Origin of the sequence: Dokdonia sp., assembly GCF_039945015.1 — a bacterium.
Lineage (GTDB): Bacteria > Bacteroidota > Bacteroidia > Flavobacteriales > Flavobacteriaceae > Dokdonia.
The window spans coordinates 64,943-85,603 of sequence record NZ_JBDUXP010000003.1; the positions used below are offsets into that span (position 1 = coordinate 64,943).

General features: G+C 33.4%; 17 protein-coding genes and 1 pseudogene. 7 read left to right on the top strand and 11 right to left on the bottom strand.

Annotated features, from left to right (window positions below; genetic code table 11):
- Positions 1-16 precede the first annotated feature (16 nt).
- Genes ABJD27_RS02075 through ABJD27_RS02095 form a run of 5 tightly spaced genes read left to right on the top strand, consistent with a single transcriptional unit; the run spans position 17 to position 5,949 of the window.
- On the top strand, positions 17-1,126 hold the full coding sequence (locus tag ABJD27_RS02075) for a glycosyltransferase (protein ID WP_348166191.1): 1,110 nt from the start codon (positions 17-19) through the stop codon (positions 1,124-1,126).
- The gene (locus tag ABJD27_RS02080) at positions 1,123-2,205 is read left to right on the top strand and encodes a glycosyltransferase family 4 protein (RefSeq protein ID WP_348166194.1); all 1,083 of its coding nucleotides are present in this window, start codon (positions 1,123-1,125) and stop codon (positions 2,203-2,205) included. The genes ABJD27_RS02075 and ABJD27_RS02080 overlap by 4 nt, the downstream gene beginning before the upstream one ends.
- Complete coding sequence (locus ABJD27_RS02085) at positions 2,192-3,550, top strand: O-antigen ligase family protein (protein ID WP_348166197.1); 1,359 nt, start codon at positions 2,192-2,194, stop codon at positions 3,548-3,550. Before ABJD27_RS02080 ends, ABJD27_RS02085 begins: the two co-directional genes overlap by 14 nt.
- Positions 3,504-4,520, top strand: coding sequence for a glycosyltransferase family 4 protein (locus tag ABJD27_RS02090; RefSeq protein WP_348166200.1), 1,017 nt, complete (start codon positions 3,504-3,506; stop codon positions 4,518-4,520). Before ABJD27_RS02085 ends, ABJD27_RS02090 begins: the two co-directional genes overlap by 47 nt.
- 34 nt (positions 4,521-4,554) lie before the next feature.
- On the top strand, positions 4,555-5,949 hold the full coding sequence (locus tag ABJD27_RS02095) for a sugar transferase (RefSeq protein ID WP_348166203.1): 1,395 nt from the start codon (positions 4,555-4,557) through the stop codon (positions 5,947-5,949).
- Positions 5,950-5,955: 6 nt separating this feature from the next.
- Here ABJD27_RS02095 and ABJD27_RS02100 read toward each other — a convergent pair whose 3' ends face one another.
- From ABJD27_RS02100 to ABJD27_RS02150, 11 genes are all read right to left on the bottom strand, one after another.
- Complete coding sequence (locus tag ABJD27_RS02100) at positions 5,956-7,167, bottom strand: DUF4105 domain-containing protein (protein ID WP_348166206.1); 1,212 nt, start codon at positions 7,165-7,167, stop codon at positions 5,956-5,958.
- A gap of 138 nt (positions 7,168-7,305) precedes the next feature.
- Positions 7,306-7,641 (bottom strand): hypothetical protein, encoded by a 336-nt coding sequence (locus tag ABJD27_RS02105; protein WP_348166209.1) that lies wholly within the window; start codon positions 7,639-7,641, stop codon positions 7,306-7,308.
- Positions 7,642-7,921: 280 nt separating this feature from the next.
- Positions 7,922-9,112, bottom strand: coding sequence for an ADP-forming succinate--CoA ligase subunit beta (gene sucC / locus ABJD27_RS02110; protein WP_348166212.1), 1,191 nt, complete (start codon positions 9,110-9,112; stop codon positions 7,922-7,924).
- A gap of 122 nt (positions 9,113-9,234) precedes the next feature.
- On the bottom strand, positions 9,235-9,510 hold the full coding sequence (locus ABJD27_RS02115) for an ATP-dependent Clp protease adaptor ClpS (protein WP_348166215.1): 276 nt from the start codon (positions 9,508-9,510) through the stop codon (positions 9,235-9,237).
- Positions 9,511-9,563: 53 nt separating this feature from the next.
- Positions 9,564-10,430, bottom strand: a complete 867-nt coding sequence (prmA, locus tag ABJD27_RS02120; protein ID WP_348166218.1) for a 50S ribosomal protein L11 methyltransferase — start codon at positions 10,428-10,430, stop codon at positions 9,564-9,566.
- Positions 10,427-12,040: a S8 family serine peptidase gene (locus ABJD27_RS02125; protein WP_348166221.1), complete on the bottom strand. Its 1,614-nt coding sequence runs from the start codon at positions 12,038-12,040 to the stop codon at positions 10,427-10,429. The genes prmA and ABJD27_RS02125 overlap by 4 nt, the downstream gene beginning before the upstream one ends.
- A 1-nt stretch (position 12,041) precedes the next feature.
- Positions 12,042-12,563, bottom strand: coding sequence for a hypothetical protein (locus tag ABJD27_RS02130; protein ID WP_348166224.1), 522 nt, complete (start codon positions 12,561-12,563; stop codon positions 12,042-12,044).
- A gap of 82 nt (positions 12,564-12,645) precedes the next feature.
- Positions 12,646-13,398 carry a triose-phosphate isomerase gene (gene tpiA / locus ABJD27_RS02135; RefSeq protein ID WP_348166227.1) on the bottom strand — a complete coding sequence of 251 codons (753 nt, stop codon included), beginning with the start codon at positions 13,396-13,398 and terminating at the stop codon, positions 12,646-12,648.
- A 186-nt stretch (positions 13,399-13,584) separates the two neighbouring features.
- Positions 13,585-14,661 (bottom strand): ABC transporter permease, encoded by a 1,077-nt coding sequence (locus ABJD27_RS02140; RefSeq protein ID WP_348166230.1) that lies wholly within the window; start codon positions 14,659-14,661, stop codon positions 13,585-13,587.
- Positions 14,661-16,397 carry a BT_3928 family protein gene (locus ABJD27_RS02145; RefSeq protein ID WP_348166233.1) on the bottom strand — a complete coding sequence of 579 codons (1,737 nt, stop codon included), beginning with the start codon at positions 16,395-16,397 and terminating at the stop codon, positions 14,661-14,663. The genes ABJD27_RS02140 and ABJD27_RS02145 overlap by 1 nt, the downstream gene beginning before the upstream one ends.
- A 65-nt stretch (positions 16,398-16,462) precedes the next feature.
- Positions 16,463-16,999, bottom strand: a complete 537-nt coding sequence (locus ABJD27_RS02150) for a DUF1599 domain-containing protein (protein WP_348166236.1) — start codon at positions 16,997-16,999, stop codon at positions 16,463-16,465.
- Positions 17,000-17,176: 177 nt separating this feature from the next.
- Here ABJD27_RS02150 and folP point away from each other — a divergent pair, with 177 nt between their 5' ends.
- On the top strand, positions 17,177-17,998 hold the full coding sequence (gene folP, locus ABJD27_RS02155) for a dihydropteroate synthase (RefSeq protein ID WP_348166239.1): 822 nt from the start codon (positions 17,177-17,179) through the stop codon (positions 17,996-17,998).
- Between the two features lie 138 nt (positions 17,999-18,136).
- Positions 18,137-20,661 (top strand): annotated as a pseudogene (locus ABJD27_RS02160) (hypothetical protein); the annotation flags it as partial.

A 20,661-nucleotide genomic window follows, 5' to 3' on the forward strand; every position in this document is an offset into this window, starting at 1 on the left:
ACATCGATTAAATAGCATGAATTTTCTTATAATTACACACGTACGACACAAATTAAAAGATGGCCAATATTATGGGTATGGTCCGTATGTAAAAGAAATGAATATTTGGAATGCACATGTAGATAACGTTGAGGTCGTTGGACATAAAATACAAGAAGAAGTAACAGCTATTGATTTACCATATACCTCTAAGGTGCGTTTTACAGAGATTCCTCAGATTTCACTTACATCACTTAAAGCTGTTTTTACTAGTTTCTTTTATACTCCAATTATTTTTTTTAAAATATTAAGAGCTATACGTCGTGCAGATCACATCCATTTAAGATGTCCAGGTAATATAGGTTTACTAGGATGCATTGCGCAGCTATTTTTTCCTAAAAAGAAAAAAACAGCAAAATATGCTGGTAATTGGGACCCTAAAGCAAAACAACCTAGGAGTTATAAATTACAAAAGTGGATTCTAAAGAATACTTTTTTAACTAAAAATATAAGCGTACTTGCTTATGGAGATTGGCCTAATCAAAGTAAGAATATAGTTTCCTTTTTTACAGCAACTTATAGAGAAAAGCAAATTCCTGAGATAATGACTGCAACATATAACTTACCGTTTAGGATATTGTTTGTAGGAAGTCTTTCTCCAGGAAAACGTCCATTATATGCTTTAGAATTTGTAAAGACATGTCTTAATCAAGGTATCGATGTGAAAATTGATTTTTATGGAGAAGGGAATCAACGTCCGTTACTTGAAAAATATATAAGTGATTATCAACTAGATGATGTAGCGACATTACATGGTAATCAGAAAACAGAAGTGGTTCAAGAAGCATATAAGAAGGCTCATTTTTTATTACTACCATCAAAATCAGAAGGATGGCCTAAGGTAGTAGCAGAAGCTATGTTTTGGGGAGCAATCCCAATAGTTACTCCTATTTCTTGCGTTTCTTGGATGTTAGGAGAGGGTACAAGAGGAATTCTTCTTGATGTACAGGTGGATAGTGATGTTATCGCTTTCGCGAAAGCAATAAAATCTCCAGAAATATTACAGAAAATGTCTTTGGAAGGACAAGAATGGTCGCATCAATACACCTTAGATGCATTTGAATCTTCGATAAAAGAATTGCTATGAGAGTATTGCAATTGATAGATAGCTTAGATCTTGGAGGAGCAGAACGCATCGCAGTAGAGTATGCAAATATGCTATCCAAAGAGATAGAGGGGGCTTATCTTTGCGCATCGCGTTTTGAGGGTGAATTATTATCTACAATAGAACCTGATGTGCGTTATCTTTTTTTAGGTAGAAAACGTACGTTGGATTATGGGGCTATAAAACGTTTAGATAAGTATATTAAAAAAGAAAAAATCACAATTATACATGCACATAGCACTTCTTATTTTATAGCAACATTACTTAAATTTAAAAACCCATCAATACTTATATTGTGGCATAATCACTCTGGTGCTAGTATACATTTAAGTGGAATTAAAATGAAAGCACTTCGTTTTTGTTCAAGATATTTTAATACGATTATATCGGTTAACGAAGATTTGGTTATATGGGCAAAGAAGAAATTAAAAAGTAAAAATGTAGTGTATCTTCCTAATTTTGTGAATTTTAGTAAAGGTATAATACCTGTACAAGAAAAAATAAAAGGAGAAGTAGGGAAGCGTATTGTTTGCTTAGCAAATTTAAGAGATCCTAAGGGGCATCGATTTTTAATAGAAAGTTTTGCTGCCGTTCAAAAAGAAATCCCTCAGGCAACATTACATATTATTGGAAAAGATTTTAATGATGAGTATAGCAATGTTGTAAAGTTATCGATACAACAAAACCAGCTAGATGATCATGTGATTATTTATGGTCAGTTATCTAATCCTGAATCTATATTAGAACGATGTGATATAGGCGTTCTGGCATCTTCTTCAGAAGGCTTACCAATGGCTTTATTAGAATATGGAAGGGCAAAACTTGCAGTGGTAGTTACTGATGTAGGATATTGCTCTGAAGTGGTTCAAGATTATGGTACATTTGTTTCTTATGGAGATGTACAGGCAATGTCTGGGGCTATAAAAAAATACCTTATTGATCAAGAAAGCCAAATGCGTGATAGTTCCTTATTTAATGTACATATTAAAAATAATTATAGCGAAACTCATGTTCGTAATCAAATTATAAATTTATATAATAGTAGTCTTGAAAATATTTAAAAATCCATACCTGTTTTTAGTCACTATACACGTAGTTATTGGATTTAGTATTTATGTGTTTAGACCGTTAGCAAAAGTATACTTTATGGCTACGGTAGGTATTTTCCTTTTCTACTTATTTAAAAATGGAAATAAAAATAATGAAGCACTATATGCAGCTGCATATATTACAGGTGCAGAGGTGCTTTTTAGGATGACTGAAGGAGCTTTTATATGGGAAGCTGGTAAATATGGAGTGATAGGTTTTATCTTGTTAGGACTGTTTTTTAGTGGTACATCTAGAAGATCTGGACCTTATTGGTTATACCTTCTTTTGCTTGTTCCTGCAATAGTATATGCATCTATTAGTCTTAATTATGAAACAGATTTTAGAAAGGCTGTACTATTTAATTTAAGTGGTCCGTTCTGTCTTGGAATAGCTGCATTATATTGTATAGATCGTAAAATTACCAGAAAACAAATACAGTACATATTATGGGCATTACTGATGCCTACCATTGCCATGGCTGTATACTTATTTTTCTATACTCCTGATACTCGATCTATATTATCAGGGACAGGATCTAACTTTGCAGCCTCAGGAGGTTTTGGTCCTAATCAAGTTTCTACGGCACTTGGGATAGGTATGTTTTGTTTAGTAGTACAGTTATTTACAAATAGTAAAAACTTTATTTTATTAGTTATTAATCTTGGTCTACTATCACTACTCACATATAGAAGTATTGTTACATTTTCAAGAGGAGGAGTACTTACAGCTCTTGCAATAAGTGTTGCTTTTATATTTTTCTATTTTAAAGCAGTAAATGTTAAAACTAGAAAACGAATTATAGGACCTATTTTATTTCTTGTTTTAACAGCATCCTTTACATATGTACTTACTTCGGTTAGAACTTCAGGGCTTATAGATAAAAGATATGCAAATAAAGATGCAGCGGGACGTGTTAAGGAAGATTTAAGTACAGGTAGAAAAGAACTTATATCTTCAGAGTTAGAAGCTTTTTTTCAAAACCCGATTACAGGTATTGGTGTAGGTAAAATTAAAGAGTATAGAGAAGCAACAGGAGGAGTATCTGCAGCGTCTCATAATGAGTTAAGTCGCATGTTATCAGAACATGGTATTTCTGGATTATTAGCATTACTTATATTAGGAGTGTATCCATTAATTTTTAGATTTACTAACAGGCGTAATTTTTTATTTTATTCTATGCTAGGTTTTTGGTTTTTGACAATAAATCATTCTTCCATGCGTATAGCAGCTCCAGCTTTTATATATGCTTTGTGCCTCTTAAATGTTGTAAATGAAAAGAAAAAAAATCCTATACATAGGAAACGCATTGTCTCATAAAGGGGCTACAGTTACTAGTGTTGAGACATTAGGCGTTTTTTTGCGAAAAGAAGGTTATGACGTAGTCGTATCATCTTCTTTGCAAAATAAAATAATGCGCATGCTGGATATGATAAAAACAGTGGTGTCTCATAGAAATCAAGCAAGAACAGTATTAATAGACACGTATAGCACAACAAATTTTTGGTATGGAATAATAATAGGGTATTGGTGTCGGCTTTTGAAACTAAACTATGTCCCAATTTTAAGAGGGGGAAATTTACCGTATAGACTTAAAAAAAATCCAAAAACAAGTAAGCAGTTTTTTGAAAATGCAACATATAATATAGTCCCTTCTCAATATCTACTACATCATTTTAAAGATGAAGGTTATATTAACTTAAAGTATATCCCAAATACAATAGAAACAACAAAATATCCATTTGTAGAACGTACAGAAGTGGTGCCAAATCTTCTTTGGGTACGTTCTTTTGCCAGACTATATAATCCAATAATGGCTGTTAAGGTATTAGAAGAATTACAAAAAAAATACCCAAAAGTAAAACTAACAATGGTTGGCCCTAGAAAAGATGATAGTTTTGATGAGTGTGTTGCTTATTCAAAAGCAAAAAATCTGAATATAAACTTTACTGGGAAATTATCAAAAACCCAATGGATTGCTTTAGGAAAATCCCACGATATATTTATAAGTACTACAGATTTTGACAATACTCCTATTAGTGTAATTGAGGCAATGGCATTAGGTTTGCCAGTTGTCTCTACAGATGTAGGAGGTATGCCATTTCTAATAAACAATAATGTTGACGGTTTATTAACGCCCGCAAAGGACGTTATACAGTTTACAAAAAGAGTGATATCTCTAATAGAAGACCCTTCTTTAGTACATAAGGTGAGTAAAAATGGAAGAGCAAAAGCCGAAAGTTTTGATTGGAATCAAGTCAAAACTCTTTGGAAGGACGTGCTTGACTAAAAAATTGTAATATATTTACAATAACTAACCCTATATGGCATTATTACCAGATATTCATTTTGAAATTTCTGAACGCAAAATCCTTTTACGTATACTGGATATTGTCTTTGTACTCGCTTGCTTACAACTAGTGGGTAACTTTTTTGATTTTGATTATTTTAAAATTAGTCAAGAAAACTGGGTGTGGACAATTGTTCTTGCTGGTTATCTAAGCGTTTTCGGAACGGTATTTGAACTCTATAATTTACAACAAGCTTCAAAATTTCAAACAATACTTAAAAATACCATACTTACAGTATCTGTTACTGCTTTATTCTATATTTTAACTCCTTTTTATACTCCAGAACTTCCAGAGAATAGATTGCAAATTATTTATTTTTTCTTAGCAATGGCTTTTGGAATTCTTATTTGGAGATGGCTTTACATTACATTAATTTCTTCTCCTCGTTTTTATAAAAGAGTACTTGTTGTAGGTGATTCATTTGATATAAAACAAATAGTTGATAATCTAGAAGGTGCAGACCCTAATTATAAAATTGTAGGATTTATTAATACAGATAGTTCAAGAAAAGTGTATGATGTGCCAGAACTTGTACAAGAATACCCTACAAAAGATTTAACACATACGGTTTCTAGTAATGGAATTTCTGAGATTGTTGTTGCTAGTGATTATAGTGACGGTGTTTCAAAGCCATTGTATTTACAACTTATTAATCTATTAGAATCTGGATTTCCTATTAGAGAATATATGCAGGTATATGAAGAAATTACACAACGCATTCCTGTGCAATATGTAGATAAAGATTTTTATCGATATTTTCCATTTAGTAGGAGTAACCAAAATAAGTTCTATAAGCTTTTTCATAGATTGTTTGATATCATTATGGCACTACTTGGAATTAGTTTCTTCCTATTAATTTTTCCTTTTATTCTAATAGGTAATTTAATAGGAAATAGAGGTCCAGTTTTCTATACTCAGAATCGTATAGGTCGTAATGGCTTTGCATTTAAGATTATTAAACTACGCACAATGGTCACTGATGCAGAAAAAGATGGTGCTGTGTGGGCTCAAAAAAATGATGTACGTATTACTCGCTTCGGTAGGTTTTTGAGACGTTCTCGTTTAGATGAAATCCCTCAATTTTTTAATGTCTTGTTTGGAGAAATGAGTGTTATAGGACCTCGACCAGAACGCCCTGTTTTTGTTATAGAATTGTCCGAACAAATTCCTTTTTATGAAACAAGACATGTTGTAAAACCTGGATTAACTGGCTGGGCTCAAGTAATGGGAGGATATGGTAACTCTACAGATGATGCTTTAGAAAAATTACAGTATGACTTATATTATATAAAGCGGCGTAATTTATTTATGGACTTAAGTATCGTTCTTAAAACAATAAGTACTGTAATATTTTATAGAGGGCAATAATCTTATTTACTCAGTATCTCTAATTTTTCTTAAAGAGGTTACTATATATAGATAACGTAACCCTAAAGCAATAAATAATGGGATAAGACTGTATGAATATGATTGTACCCCAACAATCCAATGGAAACATAATAATACTAATAAGATAATAGTAAGTTTTATATATGGGTAAATCCATCTAGGAGGATTTACCTTTGTAATTATAAAGGCTGCAAATACATGAAATGGAAACGCCCATAATAAGTTATAATTCCATTTTGTAGAGCCATGTTCGGTAGCAAACCATAGTAAAGCAAGTAGTATACCTATGACTCCAGTAACGGCAAGAATAACTGTATCTATATAATTAATTCCTTTTTTGTTTTTGTAATCTTTATATGTCTTGTACATTAAAAGAAGAGAGAGAAGTCCAATAATAAGAATTGGACTTGTAATAAAGCGTTCTTTATATATATTTTCTGTATCAGGAACAAAAATCATTTTAGTTTTAGAAATGAAAGACTTGCCTATACCATCTTTAGAAATAGTAGCATTTTCAAACACTTGCATTGTATAATTTGGTAGGAATAGATATTCCTCTTTTGTAGCGAGTCTATCTGTAACAGACCCTATTGCTACATCCATCCCTAAAGCTCCCCAAGAATTCCAAGGTACATTTTCTCTTATAAGTTCTCTATGTGTACGTCCATCTGGAAAATCATTATAATCAAAAATTAATTCTTTCCCCATAATGCCAGCAATAGCATTTACAGGCCTTGTGGCACAATTGTCAAAAAAGAAATCATAAAGGTATTCTCTGTTTTCATCTTTTGCATTGTTCTTCAAGAAATCAAAAAATAATTGCTTTTCTTTAGTGTTTAATGCAAGTGTTTGCTCTTTTACCCAACGTCGTTGTTGTTTGTAATCTTCTATAAACTCATCAAAGTGATTAACCCACAATGTATATAATAGTTTACCTCTTGCAAATTTAATATAGAAATTGGGTGTGTTAAAATTAAAACGTCCGTAGTTAAATACCCAATCTATATCACGTCTAAGGTCTTTTACTCTTATGGCGGTATGACCGAAAGAATCATATAATTCTGGACCAGGACCTATCGTAATAAGGCTTATTTCCGCTTCATTAGAAAGTTGCGAAAAATGATTTTGAGCTTGAGCAGTATGTAAGATAATACAGAAGAAAGCCAGAAAAAAGTATGTTCTAAATAGATGTTTCATAACAGGACTAAAGATAGGAAGCAAAATTAAACAGGCAATAGGCTAACTCAAAAATGTATGTTATAATTATAGATTTTTACCATAAAAAAACCGAGTCATAAAATATGACTCGGTTTATAACTTGTCCTTTAAAGGTGATTAAGCTTCAGGAACAATACGTACAGGTACTACCCATTCTTTCCCAGTAGGTACAGTATTTAATTTCTTGTAGTTAAGTCTACTCTTGATAAAAGCATCTACACTTTCATTTTGAGTATCTACATTAATAACGACAAGTTCTTTGTTGTTATTTACCATAAAGGTCACTTTTGCCATAATATCCTTTTCAACGGCCATTTCTGGATTTTTAAGAAGTTCGGCGATTTGAGTAGCAACATTTTCTGGTGTTGTGTTTACAGGATTTGTGTCGTTTGCAAATACTGTGGTTCCTACTGCTAATAAAACAGCAACAACATACATTTTTAGATTTTTCATAATGTTCGTTTTTAAGATTAAAAGATTGATATACCCAATAGACGATCGCTTTCTATCTTTCGTTACATTCTTGAGTGTAGTTTAACCATTGTTTAACGATTGTTAACAGTGGTTAACAGTGTTATGATTTTAAGGGAACGCTTTCGCGAAAGCGTAAAAAGAGGCACCACAAAAGAGTTCATGTATTGGTAAATACCTCATTACTAAGGTGTAGTAAAAAGGAAAAGCTCTTTTAGCATATCTTGCTAAAAGAGCTTTTATTATTATTATTTAAGAGCGACTATGCTAAAACAGCCTGAACTTTATCTGCAGCTTCTTGGAATTCGACTGCACTTTGTACATCAAGACCACTATTGTCTATCAGTTCTTTTGCTATATCGGCATTTGTTCCTTGAAGACGAACAATAATAGGAACTTCTATATTTCCCATATTTTTATAAGCATCTACAATACCTTGTGCAACACGATCACAACGTACAATACCTCCAAAGATATTTACAAGTATCGCTTTTACATTAGGATCTTTAAGAATAAGGTCAAATGCGATTTCAACACGCTCAGCATCTGCAGTACCTCCTACGTCAAGGAAGTTTGCAGGTTCACCACCAGCTTGTTTTATAAGATCCATCGTTGCCATAGCAAGCCCAGCTCCATTTACCATACATCCTACATTACCATCTAAGTCTACATAGTTAAGCCCTACAGCTTTTGCTTCTACTTCTACAGCATTCTCCTCACGTTCATCGCGTAGTTCAGCAAGATCTTTATGACGGAAAAGTGCATTTTCATCTAAAGTTACTTTTGAGTCTACTGCCATGATTTTATCATCACTCGTTTTAAGAACGGGATTGATCTCAAATAAAGAACTATCTGTTTGTACGTATGCTTTGTAAAGTGAACCAACAAATTTTGTCATTTCTTTAAAAGCCGTACCAGATAATCCAAGATTGAAAGCAATTTTACGTGCTTGGAATGGTAATAAACCAGTAGATGGGTCTATTTCTTCTGTAAAGATAAGATGTGGTGTTTCTTCTGCCACAGTTTCTATATCCATACCTCCTTCTGTAGAGTACATAATCATATTACGACCATTAGCTCTATTGAGCAATACAGACATGTAATACTCTTCAGGCTCGTTATCTCCAGGATAGTATACATCTTCTGCAACAAGTACTTGGTGTACTTTTTTACCTTCTGCACTAGTTTGAGGAGTAACAAGATTCATCCCGATGATTTGACCAGCAATTTCTTCTACTTGCTCAAGATTTTTTGCAAGTTTTACACCGCCACCTTTACCACGACCACCTGCGTGAACCTGTGCTTTTATAACGTGCCAACCTGTTCCAGTTTCTTCAGTAAGTTTTTTTGCAGCAGCAACTGCTTCTGCAGGAGTAGTAGCTACGATACCTCTTTGTATACGTACGCCAAAACTAGCTAACATTTCTTTTCCTTGATACTCGTGTAGATTCATAATACCTTTTTATATGGTGCTTTATTTACGCTGTGCAAAAGTAACAAAAGCGCTACGGGGGCACAATAGTTTTTAGATTAAAATTGAGAGTTATGTCTATGTATTTATAGAAAGCTTACTGATTATATAATCTCAGCACTCAATCCAGCTTGTAAAAGTTTTGAACAACGTGGTTTTAGATCGTCATAATCACCAGTTTTTACAGTGCATTTTCCTTTGTAATGAACAATAAGAGAACACTGATGTGCTTGCTCTTCTGTATGGTCACAAGCTCCAATCAAACAATTAATGACATGATCAAATGAATTTACATCATCATTGTATAGAATAATCTCGTGTTTTTTTTGTTCTTCTGTGAGGACATCTACGTCTTCTTGATATTTTTCTTTTGTACTCATAGTCGTGAGTTTTTAATAGAAATTCACAAAATAATGTGTTTGTTTTTTTAGAGTTATGCTTCTCTTTTTTCAAATTTACAAGCTACCCAGTTATTACGCTCATAATTTCCCACAAAATATAAGTTGTTTTCGTTACATTTTTCGGTAATTAAGGAAATATCTTCTGTATAAAATCCACTTAATAATAAAATTCCTTCTGGTGAAAGGCATTTGGCATATGTAGAGATGTCTTGTAAAAGTATATTTCTGTTAATATTTGCAATGATGACATCATATGTTTTATTAGTAAGTAACGATACGTCGCCTTCATAAACAGAAATGTGAGTACATTTATTGCGCTCTACATTTTCAATAGAATTGAGATAACACCAATTATCTATATCAATCGCATCGATAGGGTGTGCTCCTCGCATTTCAGCAAGTATTGCAAGTACACCAGTACCACAACCCATATCTAATGTTTTTTTATTAGTCACGTCAAGTTTAAGGAGATGTTTAATCATCATATGCGTGGTCTCATGATGACCAGTTCCAAATGACATTTTTGGTTCAATAATAATATCAAACTCAACATCTGTTTTAGAATGGAATGGAGCTCTTACTGCACAACGTCCATCTACTTCGATAGGATCAAAGTTTTTTTCCCATTCTTTATTCCAATTTACTTGTTCAATCTCTTCAGCAGTATATGTAATAGTAAACTCATCAGAGTTTAATATTTGAATATTTCTAAGAAGGGTTTTAAAATCTATGGTTTTCATATTAGGAAAAGCCTCTTCTTTCTGGATGTATGCTATTACACCCGTATCGGTTTCTGTAAAGCTTTCAAAACCAGCATAGCCTAACTCGGCTATTAAAATTTCTGTAGCGGGGGCAATTGGATGTACTGTAAATGTATATCCTAAATATATAGGTGTCATTCTTTGTTTTCTTTGCAGTTATAGGATGCGTTAGGATGAATTGTTAATATGATTTCTCCATTTTCGCTTGGCAAAAGTACAGTTTCGTTTTCAATTAGAATTTCATTTTTTGCAGTAAAATTTACATGTACACTATCTGTAAATCGTTGGTTTCTAATTTTTAATTTATAGGGAGCGTCTAATTTGAAATTCCAACGACTAAAATGTTGATTCTCAATCATAGTATAGGTGTCTGGCTGTAACATATCATAACTCATTTTTACAGCTCTTCCCGTATGCAAGCTTCCGGCCCCATACATACCTTTGAATTGGGCATTTGCTTTTACAAAATCTATATTTGTAGCACTTAGTTTAATAATACTATTTACTTCATCTACAGATAAACAAGGATTTACAGAAAACATAAGTCCTATAGTTCCCGAGACTAATGGTGCAGCGGGAGATGTCTTTTCTGTTTGATTATATAAAATCTCTTCTGTTTCTATATATTTTCCATATCTAAAAATAAAGTTACCAGGTGCGAGGATATCTACATATGGATCTAGATTATTAGTGGAAGCTCTATATATAAAACGTTCATTATTTAAATCATTGCCTTTAAATCCTACAGCACGACCTACATAATATTTTAAACCTACGGCATAAGGATCTCCTTTTTTGTTTATACGTAGTGATTCAGAGGGGTCATCAAATCGATGTTGTATACTTCCTACAGAAATGACATGCTCATAAGCAGCCGGATATCTAGGTATTTTACCTTTAGTTACTCGGAAAGATGGGTTATGTGATACTGCTACGATAACGGTTCCGTTATCTCTCATTTCATTAATAGCTTCCTGTGCTGTTTCATGATATCTAGTACCTCCCCAACTACAATTAATGACTTTTGCGCCAGCTCTTGATAGTTCTAGTAGTTGATTTAAGAACTTAAAATCTCCATAAGTCGTTGTATAAATACTACAATCAGAACAAACACCTACAACGCCATATCCATTATTCCCGCTAGCAGCAGCAGTTGTCGCGACACTTATTCCATGTCCTCTTGAATATGAACTTTCTTTAACAACTGTAACTCTACCCTTAAAGTCTGGATTTTCTGGATCTACAGATCCATCAGAAATTCCCATAATGATATCTGGACTACCCGTTGTATAGTACCAAGCTTGAGGGACACCTAAAAAATCGAGATAGTCTAGGTTTACTTGTAATCCCGTGTTTTTTCCTATAGTGCTAGTTATTCCATAATCATTGGGCTCATATATTTTGAGAGTTTCTGGTTCTAGGCTTTCGCCAAATTCAAATACTTCAGGAATCTCTTCAAGTAGTGCTTTTTGGAAATTTGGACTTTCTGCAATGGCAAAATAAGTGCGTTTTAATTTATCTCGTTCTGCATATTTAAACCCTTTTCTAAAAACCTGTACGCGATAGGTGTCAAAAAGTTCTTTCAATTTTTGATGTGTCCCGATATACGTAACTATAGAATCTTTTGTGGTTACAGGAATCTCAATTTGCTCATCTATCGTTCGGATATAAAAACGATCCTCTTGACTCCAAGAAAAGGATGTTCCTATACTACATAAAAAGATAAAGAGAAGAAATTTCTTTAACATATTATTCTTTTAAAGATTCTTTAATCTCTGTGATTTGAGATTGTAAAGCATCTAGTTGATGCTGTAATTCTTGAACCTGATGTTCTTTTTCTATAAGATGTAGTGTGAGTTCCTCTATTTTTTTGAGTAATAGCACATTCATTTGTCCAAGATCAATTCCATTGTCTTGGACTTCAGCGGTAGAAGGAACCTCAGGTAAATGACCGTGGGTGTTTATGTAGTTTTCTATTTCGCGTAAGCGTACTAAATCATATCCATCTTCAAAAACATAATCTGCCCATTCTTTAAGATCAACTTTTACTGATTTAGCATGTATTTGTCCATTAACTTCAAGTTTATCCTTTGGATTTTTTTTGCCAATGCCCATGTTACCATTTGCAGTCACAAAGATATTTGTAGCATTATCTTGGTTTTTAAGAAGCGTGACTGAACCATCAGGATTTGTAACTGAAATACCTTGTTGAGCTTGGCAAGAGATAGTTGTTATTGCAAGGAAGAAAAGGAATATATAAGAAACTTTCATAGTATGTTGTTATACAACTAAGGTATAAAAAATACTATGAAAGTGTACGTTTACTAAAAAGGGACGTCATTTAGTTTTATAATTAAAACGCATTTACAATAGCAAAGAAATCATCTGCTTTGAGAGCAGCACCACCTATAAGGCCTCCATCTACATCTGGTTTTGAAAAAATCTCTTTTGCATTTGCTGGCTTTACTGAGCCTCCGTATAAAATGGATACGTTATTTGCCGTAGTTACATCATAAGACTCACTTACTGTCTTGCGTATAAAAGCGTGCATTTCTTGAGCTTGTTCTGGAGATGCTGTTTCTCCAGTTCCTATAGCCCATACTGGTTCATAAGCAAGAATGATCTGTGACCATTGATCTGAGGTAAGGTGAAAAATAGCATTTTTAAGTTGGCTCTCAACAATATCAAAATGTTTTCCATTTTTACGATCATCCAGTTCTTCTCCAAAACAAAAAATAATGCGAAGCCCATGTGACAAGGCAGTGTTTACCTTTTGTGCTAGTAAAGTATCATTTTCATAAAAGTAAGCTCTACGTTCGCTATGTCCTAAAATAACAGTTTGTATACCTACATCCTTAAGCATACTAGCAGATATTTCTCCTGTATATGCGCCATTTTCTGCTTGATGCATGTTTTGAGCTGCCACCTGAATAGAACTTCCTTCTAGTTGAGATACAGCTGTATATAAGTTTATAGAAGTAGGAGCAATGATAACCTCGGCATTGCTCGTTTTTTCTTTCTGTGTTAAATCAGAAATTAAAGCAGTAGTTTCTGCTTGTGTATTATTCATTTTCCAATTTCCAGCGACAATATGTTTTCTAGACATGTATGGTATGTTTTTTATTGATTCACAAAAATATCAATAAGAATGATAACCTTCCTATAAAATAATATAATAAGGAGATAATTATGAATGCTTTAATAAGGTCAAGTTGCTATTATTGATATGTGAAAAAATAGGTGCTTTTATTTATTCTATTGAAGAAAATACAATAGTATCAAAAATAAAAATTTATGATAAGCGTATTTTAGGGTCTAACCACCCATAAATAAGGTCAACAAAGATGTTAATAAGGACAAATAAGGTGGCTATCACAAGAACCGCTCCCATAATGATAGGTAAATCTAAGGTGTTAAGAGCATCTACAATTTCTTTTCCTAAACCATTCCATCCAAATATGTATTCTACAAATACAGCTCCAGCTAGCATAGAAGCAAACCATCCAGATACAGCTGTGACTACAGGGTTAAGAGCATTTTTTAAAGCGTGCTTCCGTATGATTTGAAAACTACTTAACCCTTTTGCTTTTGCCGTGCGAATATATTCTTGATTATATACTTCTAATAACGAGTTACGCATAAGCTGTATGACAACTGCAAGTGGTCGTATACCTAAAACAAAAGCAGGTAAAATTAAATTTTTCCATTGTACTGTGATATGTTCTCCAAAATCATCCATCTCATACAGACTCCCTGTCATATTAAGATTTGTGTATTTATGAAGTATAAACCCAAATAACCAAGCAAATAAAATGGCACTAAAAAAACTAGGAACACTCATTCCTAATGTACTTAGAATTTGAATCGTTTTATCTACCCAAGTATCTCTCATTTGCGCAGAAATAATCCCTAGTAATATTCCTATGATTATTGCAATTGTAATAGCACTAACGGCAAGAACAAAAGTATTAGGGAGTGTTTCTCCTATAACTTCAGTAACTCGTTTTCCAGTTTTTTGAAAACTCTCCCTTAGATAGGGTAATTTTATAACGGTTGTCGTTCCAGCTATTGTAAATAGAGGAGTAGCATTATATTTTCCCGAAGTTAAATTTGTGTAACTTTTTGTTTCACTTGCGTGAAAAGATATAGGAGATAAATCATTAATGTAATATAGGTATTGCTTATATATAGGTTGATCAAAACCATATTTTGCCCTTACAATAGCAAGTTGTTCTGGATCTTCATTTTGATCAAGCATCATACGAGCTGGATCTCCTGGTAATACATTAAATAAAAGAAAGATAACAGTAACTACACCAATAAGTGTAAAAATAGCATAGCTTAATTTCTTTAAAATATAAATAATCATTACTCTTCTTTAATAGACGCTAGTTTTCTTACCTCGGCTTCCTCTAAGGTAATAGGAGTGTATTGAAAATCTTCTCCAAAAAGGTCTTTTGAATAGGCTTCTATTGTACTATCAAAACCAGCTTCTTTCCTACGTAGATTAACATTTTCAGGATCTTCTATAGGCCAAATAAAGGAAGGTGTGTCATTATATGTCATTCCTTGTGTGCCATAAACTTGGGGTTTCCCTTCTCCCATAAGATACCTGTCTTCCATCATAGCAACAAGTCTATACGGTAATTCCTCTTCTTTTCCTGCCTTTTTTATAAGGTCAAGATATTTAGAAATTTTATTTGAATGTTGTATCACATACCAAGCAGCCGTATTAGTAGGTGTACCTACCATCGTTTTACCAGGATATCCTCTTGATAGAAGAATCCTTTCTACTTCTTTTAAATTACTAGTATCTAGAGCAATTTGACGTTGCCACAAATTTCCTGTATAATCTTCTGGACCTAACCCCATCTCTTCACCTAGCGCTTTACGTTCAGGTCCTTCTGGAACATGCATAAGTTTCCGGTACTTTTGATCTAGGAGGGCAATACTATCTAGTTTAAATTTTAACTGAAAATCTAAATGAGGTTGCGCTGTAGGTAAATCAACAAGTGTGAGATCTTGAGCATCATTATAATGTAGTTTTTGAAGGATCGTTCCTTTATTCATACTTACAATACCTGGACTTGCACGTACAATTGTTTTTAATGTAGTTTCGTCTGTGTAATAAAAACGAAAAGGAAGTTTATAATCTCTTACAAAAGCTTCATGTACTTTAGAACTTGAAGACGTAAGACCTATAACTTTATATCCTTTGCGTATAGCTTCTTCTGTAGCCTTTTTTATACTATAATACCCTTCTCTTTCTGTCTTATCTATATTATAAGCAACAATAACAATGAGGTTTTCCTTTTCTAAGAATGTAGTGGTGTAGTCTTCGTCTCCTCTTTCAATAGTAAAATCATGTACTGGAGGAATATAACCTTCCTGTATTTCTTTGATTTCGTAATCTATAAATGTTCCTTCTACCTGTGGATATCCTCCAGAAGTAGTAATTATTTTTTCTTCTCCATTTACGTTAAACTTCCAGTTATACTCAAAAATAGCTTCTGGGGCACCTTCGGGAATACTCATATTTTCTGTAATATTTGAACCTTCTTTATATGCTCTAAAATCTAACCAAGGTAAATGCATAAGAACATAATATGCAAAGCACATACACCCAATAAATGATAAAAAGACAATACTTGTTTGTAATATTTTATTTCCAAAAAGTGGTTGAATGTGTTTTTGAAATATAATTAAAAAAAGAATAAGTACTAACAGGATGAGGTCTTTAATGAATGATTCCCAGGGAACTAACGGGATGGCATCTCCAAAACAGCCACAGTCTGTTACCTTATTAAAATACGCAGAATAGAAAGTCAGGAATGTGAAAAACAAAATCATTGCTAATAATAGCCATAAGGTTGTTTTTTTATAGTATCCTAAAAGTAACATAATCCCTAATATGACTTCTACAATAACTAGAACAATAGAAATAAGAAGGGCAAAAGGCGATAAGAATTCCAAACCTAAAACCTCTGGGCTAAAATATTCTTGAAGTTTGTATGAAAAACCTAAAGGATCATTCAGTTTAATAAATCCACTAAAAATAAAAAGTGCTCCAACAAGAAAACGAGCTATATGTACGAATATTTTCATTCTTTATGTTTGTTTTTATTGCTTTCGCGAAAGCGGACTATGCATATTTGATTTATATATAAAATTTATCCTTCCAAATGAATAAGTGCAAAAACAGCATAATTAATCATGTCTTGATAATTTGCATCTATTCCTTCTGAAACTAACGTTTTACCTTGATTATCTTCTATTTGTTTAACACGTAATAATTTTTGTAAGATAAGATCTGTAAGGGAACTTACCCTCATATCTCTCCATGCCTCTCCATAATCATGGTTTTTGTCTTCCATAAGAGATTTTGTAACAGAAACCTTATCATCATATGCATTTATAGCATCATTTAGATTAAGATCGGGTTGCTCTACAATACCTAGATCTAACTGTATAAGTGCCATGACACAATAATTAATGATTCCTATAAACTCTGATACTTGCCCTTCATCAACCTTCTGTACGTCGTTTTGTTGTAAACCGCGTATACGTTGAGCTTTGATAAAAATCTGATCTGTGAGAGAGGGTAGTCGTAAAATACGCCAAGCACTTCCATAATCTTTCATCTTCTTTGTAAAGAGGTCTCTACATTGGGTAATTACGGTGTCGTATTGTGTTGAGGTGTTACTCATATGTGGATATAGAATTTCCGTAAATTTCGCTTAAAATTCGTAATATAAAAAATGGGGTTGTAAGTTTGTTATAAAACAAGTGTTTTTATACCTCTTAATTATATAGGAAGTGACTATTTATTCTGTAAAATTAAATGAAGATAATACTCCAAAAACCTATTGTAAACCTGTGTTGTAATGACTATAAATTGTAAAGGAAACCTTATCGATATATCTAGCCCAAAAATCATGGGAATCCTTAATCTTACACCAGATTCTTTTTATGATGGTGGTAAGTATAAAGATATTCAAGATGCAGTAAGTCAGGTAGGGGTGATGTTGGGAGAAGGTGCTACCTTTATAGATGTAGGTGCGTATAGTTCCAGACCTGGAGCTACAGCTATTTCTATAGACGAGGAAGAAAAAAGGTTAATTCCAGTGATTAAAGAAATTATAAAACAATTTCCTGATGTTTTAATTTCTGTAGACACATTTAGGTCGCAAGTAGCAAAAAGTGCCATAAAGGCTGGAGCTTGTATGATTAATGATATAAGTGCTGGTATGCTGGATGATGATATGATGAGAACCGTGGGAGAGTTACAAGTTCCGTATATCCTTATGCATATGAGAGGTACTCCGCAGACTATGAAAAACCTAACGCAATATGATGATCTTGTAAAAGAAATACGCCATTATTTTAGTGAACGAATCTCACTGGCAAAATCTCACAAAATTAATGACTTGATTATAGACCCTGGCTTTGGTTTTGCAAAAACGATTGATCAAAATTTTGAACTCTTAAAAGAAATGAAACTTTTAAGTACTATAGAAGTTCCGGTACTGGCTGGATTATCTCGTAAATCTATGATTTATAAAACATTAAACAGCGATCCTTTACAATCTCTTAACGGGACTATAGCATTGAATATGATTGCGTTACAAAATGGGGCTACTATTTTAAGAGTTCATGATGTTAAGCCAGCATTAGACTGCATAGAATTATATCAAGCGCTCTTATAGATATGTTATGTATGTATATGAAGTAATAGGTCTTCGATATACCAATTTCGATTTTTATACGTTTGGGAATACAAAGCGGTGAAATTTTAACAGAATTTTGACAAAAAATGCCTATTTTTCGCCCACACAAACCTATTTATGATGAAAATCCTACGCAAAGGCCTTATTTTAAGTTGTTTTATTCTCGGTTTTACAAGTTTGTACGGACAAGGACCAGGTTCATTATTTGTCGATGCTGGAGCAGATCAGAATATTGATTGCGGAGCAGGTAATACCGCAACAATAACAGCAGATTTTTTAGAAACATTTGAAACGTTAAGTGAGAATTATACGGTTACTTCTATACCTTATAACCCTCCATTTGCTTTTGATGGCTTAGCAAATCAATTAAATCCCAATATTGATGATGCATGGTCTTCAGTAGATAATTTACCTTTTGATTTTTGTTTTTTTGGAAATATAGAAACAGAGTTTCAAGTAGGATCTAATGGAGTAATTCGCTTTGATGTAGATCCAGGTGATACTGGGAATGCTTGGGCATTTACTGAAGATTTACCAAATAATACAAATCCTACATTAGGAGAAGCAAATGTGTTTACTCCTGTGCATGATATAGATCCTTCAGTAGGAAATGCTGAAGAAATTGGCTATGAGGTATTAGGAACTTTCCCAAATAGAGTACTAGTAGTTTCCTTTTTTAATGTGTCTTACTTTAGTTGTAATAATTTACAGGCAACACATATGGCTGTGTTTTATGAATTTTCTAATGTGATAGAAATATATATGCAAGATAAACCGTCTTGTGATACTTGGAATGGGGGAGCTACTGCTGTAGGAATTCAAAATGATGCAGGTGATACTGCATTTGTTCCACCTGGACGTAATACTTCAGATTCTCCTTGGACAACAAATAATGAAGCATGGCAATTTGCACCTATCGGAGTAGAAACGTATGTTTTTGAGTGGTTAGATGATACAAATACTGTTATAGGAAATACGGCTTCTATAGATGTTCCATTTGGAACTTATACAGCTCAAGTTACATATACCAATTGTAATGGGGATGTAGTTGTGCTTACAGATGAAGTAGAAGTTACACAAAGCGCACCTTTTGCGCCAGATTTAGGACCTGATCAAGATGTTTGTGATGGCACTACGGTAATTCTAGATGGAGATGTAGGTGCTCCAGCAACATATCAATGGCTTCTCAATGGAGTGCCAGAAGCTGGCGAAACAAACCCTACATATACAGTAACTACTCCTGGTAGTAATACATATACAGTTGAGGTTACTGATGCTGTAGATCCTACTTGTGTTGTAACTGATGATGTAATAGTATCCTTTTTTGAAATACCTGTTCCCGTATCTCCTGGTGATCAAAGTGCTTGTGATGAGGTAAACGGAGATGGTTCTGAAATATTTAACTTAGATAGTTTAATTCCTGCAATCCTAAATGGATTAGATCCTATGAATTTCACAACGACATTTCATTTGTCTGATGCAGAGGCAATGGCTAATACCGGAGCACTTACAGGAACAGATGCATTCAATACGATGAATGTAACTATTTTTGTTAGAGTTGAAAATAATGGACAAACAGATTGTGCAGGTTTTACACAGTTTGATCTTACTGTATTTGATACACCAGAAGCGATAACTCCTGGAGATATTAGTATGTGTGATAATGATTTAGACGGTGATCCTACAAACGGTTTTGTCCAATTTGACTTGACTACCACTATCGCAACAATACTTAATGGACAAGACCCTGTTCAATTTATTTTGACATTCCATACATCAATGGCCGATGCTGATGCTAATATAGGAGCAATACCAAACCCAGCTACATATACGAATGGACTGGCTAATCAAGAAGAAATTTTTGTTCGCGTAGAAAATGATTTATTTACAGATTGTTTTTCTACAACTAGCTTTATGATTATAGTAGACCCATTACCTATAGTAAATGTGATAACTGCCCTAGAAGCTTGTGATGATGGGACAAATCCTAATGACGGTATTTCTGAATCTTTTGATACCTCTGGAATAGAAGCAGCGTTACTTGGAGGGCAAACAGATATTACAATTACATATATAGATGGTAATAATGTAACTTTATCTAGTCCATTACCAAACCCATTATCAAATACAGTCCTTTTTACAGAGACAATTACTGCAACTCTTACAAATAACCTTACAGGATGTCAGTCTACAAATACGTTTGACTTAATTGTAAATCCAAATCCAACTGCAAATACAATAGCAGATTTAATGAACTTAGGTGGATGTGATGATGACGGATTAGATATTTTTGACACATCTACTGTTGAAGCAGATATAATAGGAGGACAGACAGGAGTTTCTGTAACCTATCTAGATGGATTTGGTAATCCGCTAGCAAGTCCGCTTCCAAATCCATTAGCCAACTCAATTCCAGAATTAGAAACGATTACTGCTACTGTTACAAATGATGTTACAGGATGTTCTACTACTACGACATTTAATCTTATAGTTAATATAAGTCCAACAACTGTTACTCCTACAGATTTATTAGTTTGTGATTTGGATGGTTTAGATGATGGTTTTACTTTAATGGATTTAACGGTTAAAAATGCAGAGATCACAGGAGGATTTGATCCTGATGTATCCATAAGTTATCACTT

Coding starts and splice junctions, on each gene's coding strand:
- ABJD27_RS02150 (WP_348166236.1), bottom strand. CDS start 16,999: ATGAGTAACACCTCAACACAATACGACACCGTAATTACCCAATGTAGA.
- ABJD27_RS02075 (WP_348166191.1), top strand. CDS start 17: ATGAATTTTCTTATAATTACACACGTACGACACAAATTAAAAGATGGC.
- ABJD27_RS02115 (WP_348166215.1), bottom strand. CDS start 9,510: ATGAGTACAAAAGAAAAATATCAAGAAGACGTAGATGTCCTCACAGAA.
- prmA (WP_348166218.1), bottom strand. CDS start 10,430: ATGACACCTATATATTTAGGATATACATTTACAGTACATCCAATTGCC.
- ABJD27_RS02080 (WP_348166194.1), top strand. CDS start 1,123: ATGAGAGTATTGCAATTGATAGATAGCTTAGATCTTGGAGGAGCAGAA.
- ABJD27_RS02145 (WP_348166233.1), bottom strand. CDS start 16,397: ATGAAAATATTCGTACATATAGCTCGTTTTCTTGTTGGAGCACTTTTT.
- ABJD27_RS02095 (WP_348166203.1), top strand. CDS start 4,555: ATGGCATTATTACCAGATATTCATTTTGAAATTTCTGAACGCAAAATC.
- tpiA (WP_348166227.1), bottom strand. CDS start 13,398: ATGTCTAGAAAACATATTGTCGCTGGAAATTGGAAAATGAATAATACA.
- sucC (WP_348166212.1), bottom strand. CDS start 9,112: ATGAATCTACACGAGTATCAAGGAAAAGAAATGTTAGCTAGTTTTGGC.
- ABJD27_RS02130 (WP_348166224.1), bottom strand. CDS start 12,563: ATGAAAGTTTCTTATATATTCCTTTTCTTCCTTGCAATAACAACTATC.
- ABJD27_RS02100 (WP_348166206.1), bottom strand. CDS start 7,167: ATGAAACATCTATTTAGAACATACTTTTTTCTGGCTTTCTTCTGTATT.
- ABJD27_RS02105 (WP_348166209.1), bottom strand. CDS start 7,641: ATGAAAAATCTAAAAATGTATGTTGTTGCTGTTTTATTAGCAGTAGGA.
- ABJD27_RS02125 (WP_348166221.1), bottom strand. CDS start 12,040: ATGTTAAAGAAATTTCTTCTCTTTATCTTTTTATGTAGTATAGGAACA.
- ABJD27_RS02090 (WP_348166200.1), top strand. CDS start 3,504: ATGAAAAGAAAAAAAATCCTATACATAGGAAACGCATTGTCTCATAAA.
- folP (WP_348166239.1), top strand. CDS start 17,177: ATGACTATAAATTGTAAAGGAAACCTTATCGATATATCTAGCCCAAAA.
- ABJD27_RS02140 (WP_348166230.1), bottom strand. CDS start 14,661: ATGATTATTTATATTTTAAAGAAATTAAGCTATGCTATTTTTACACTT.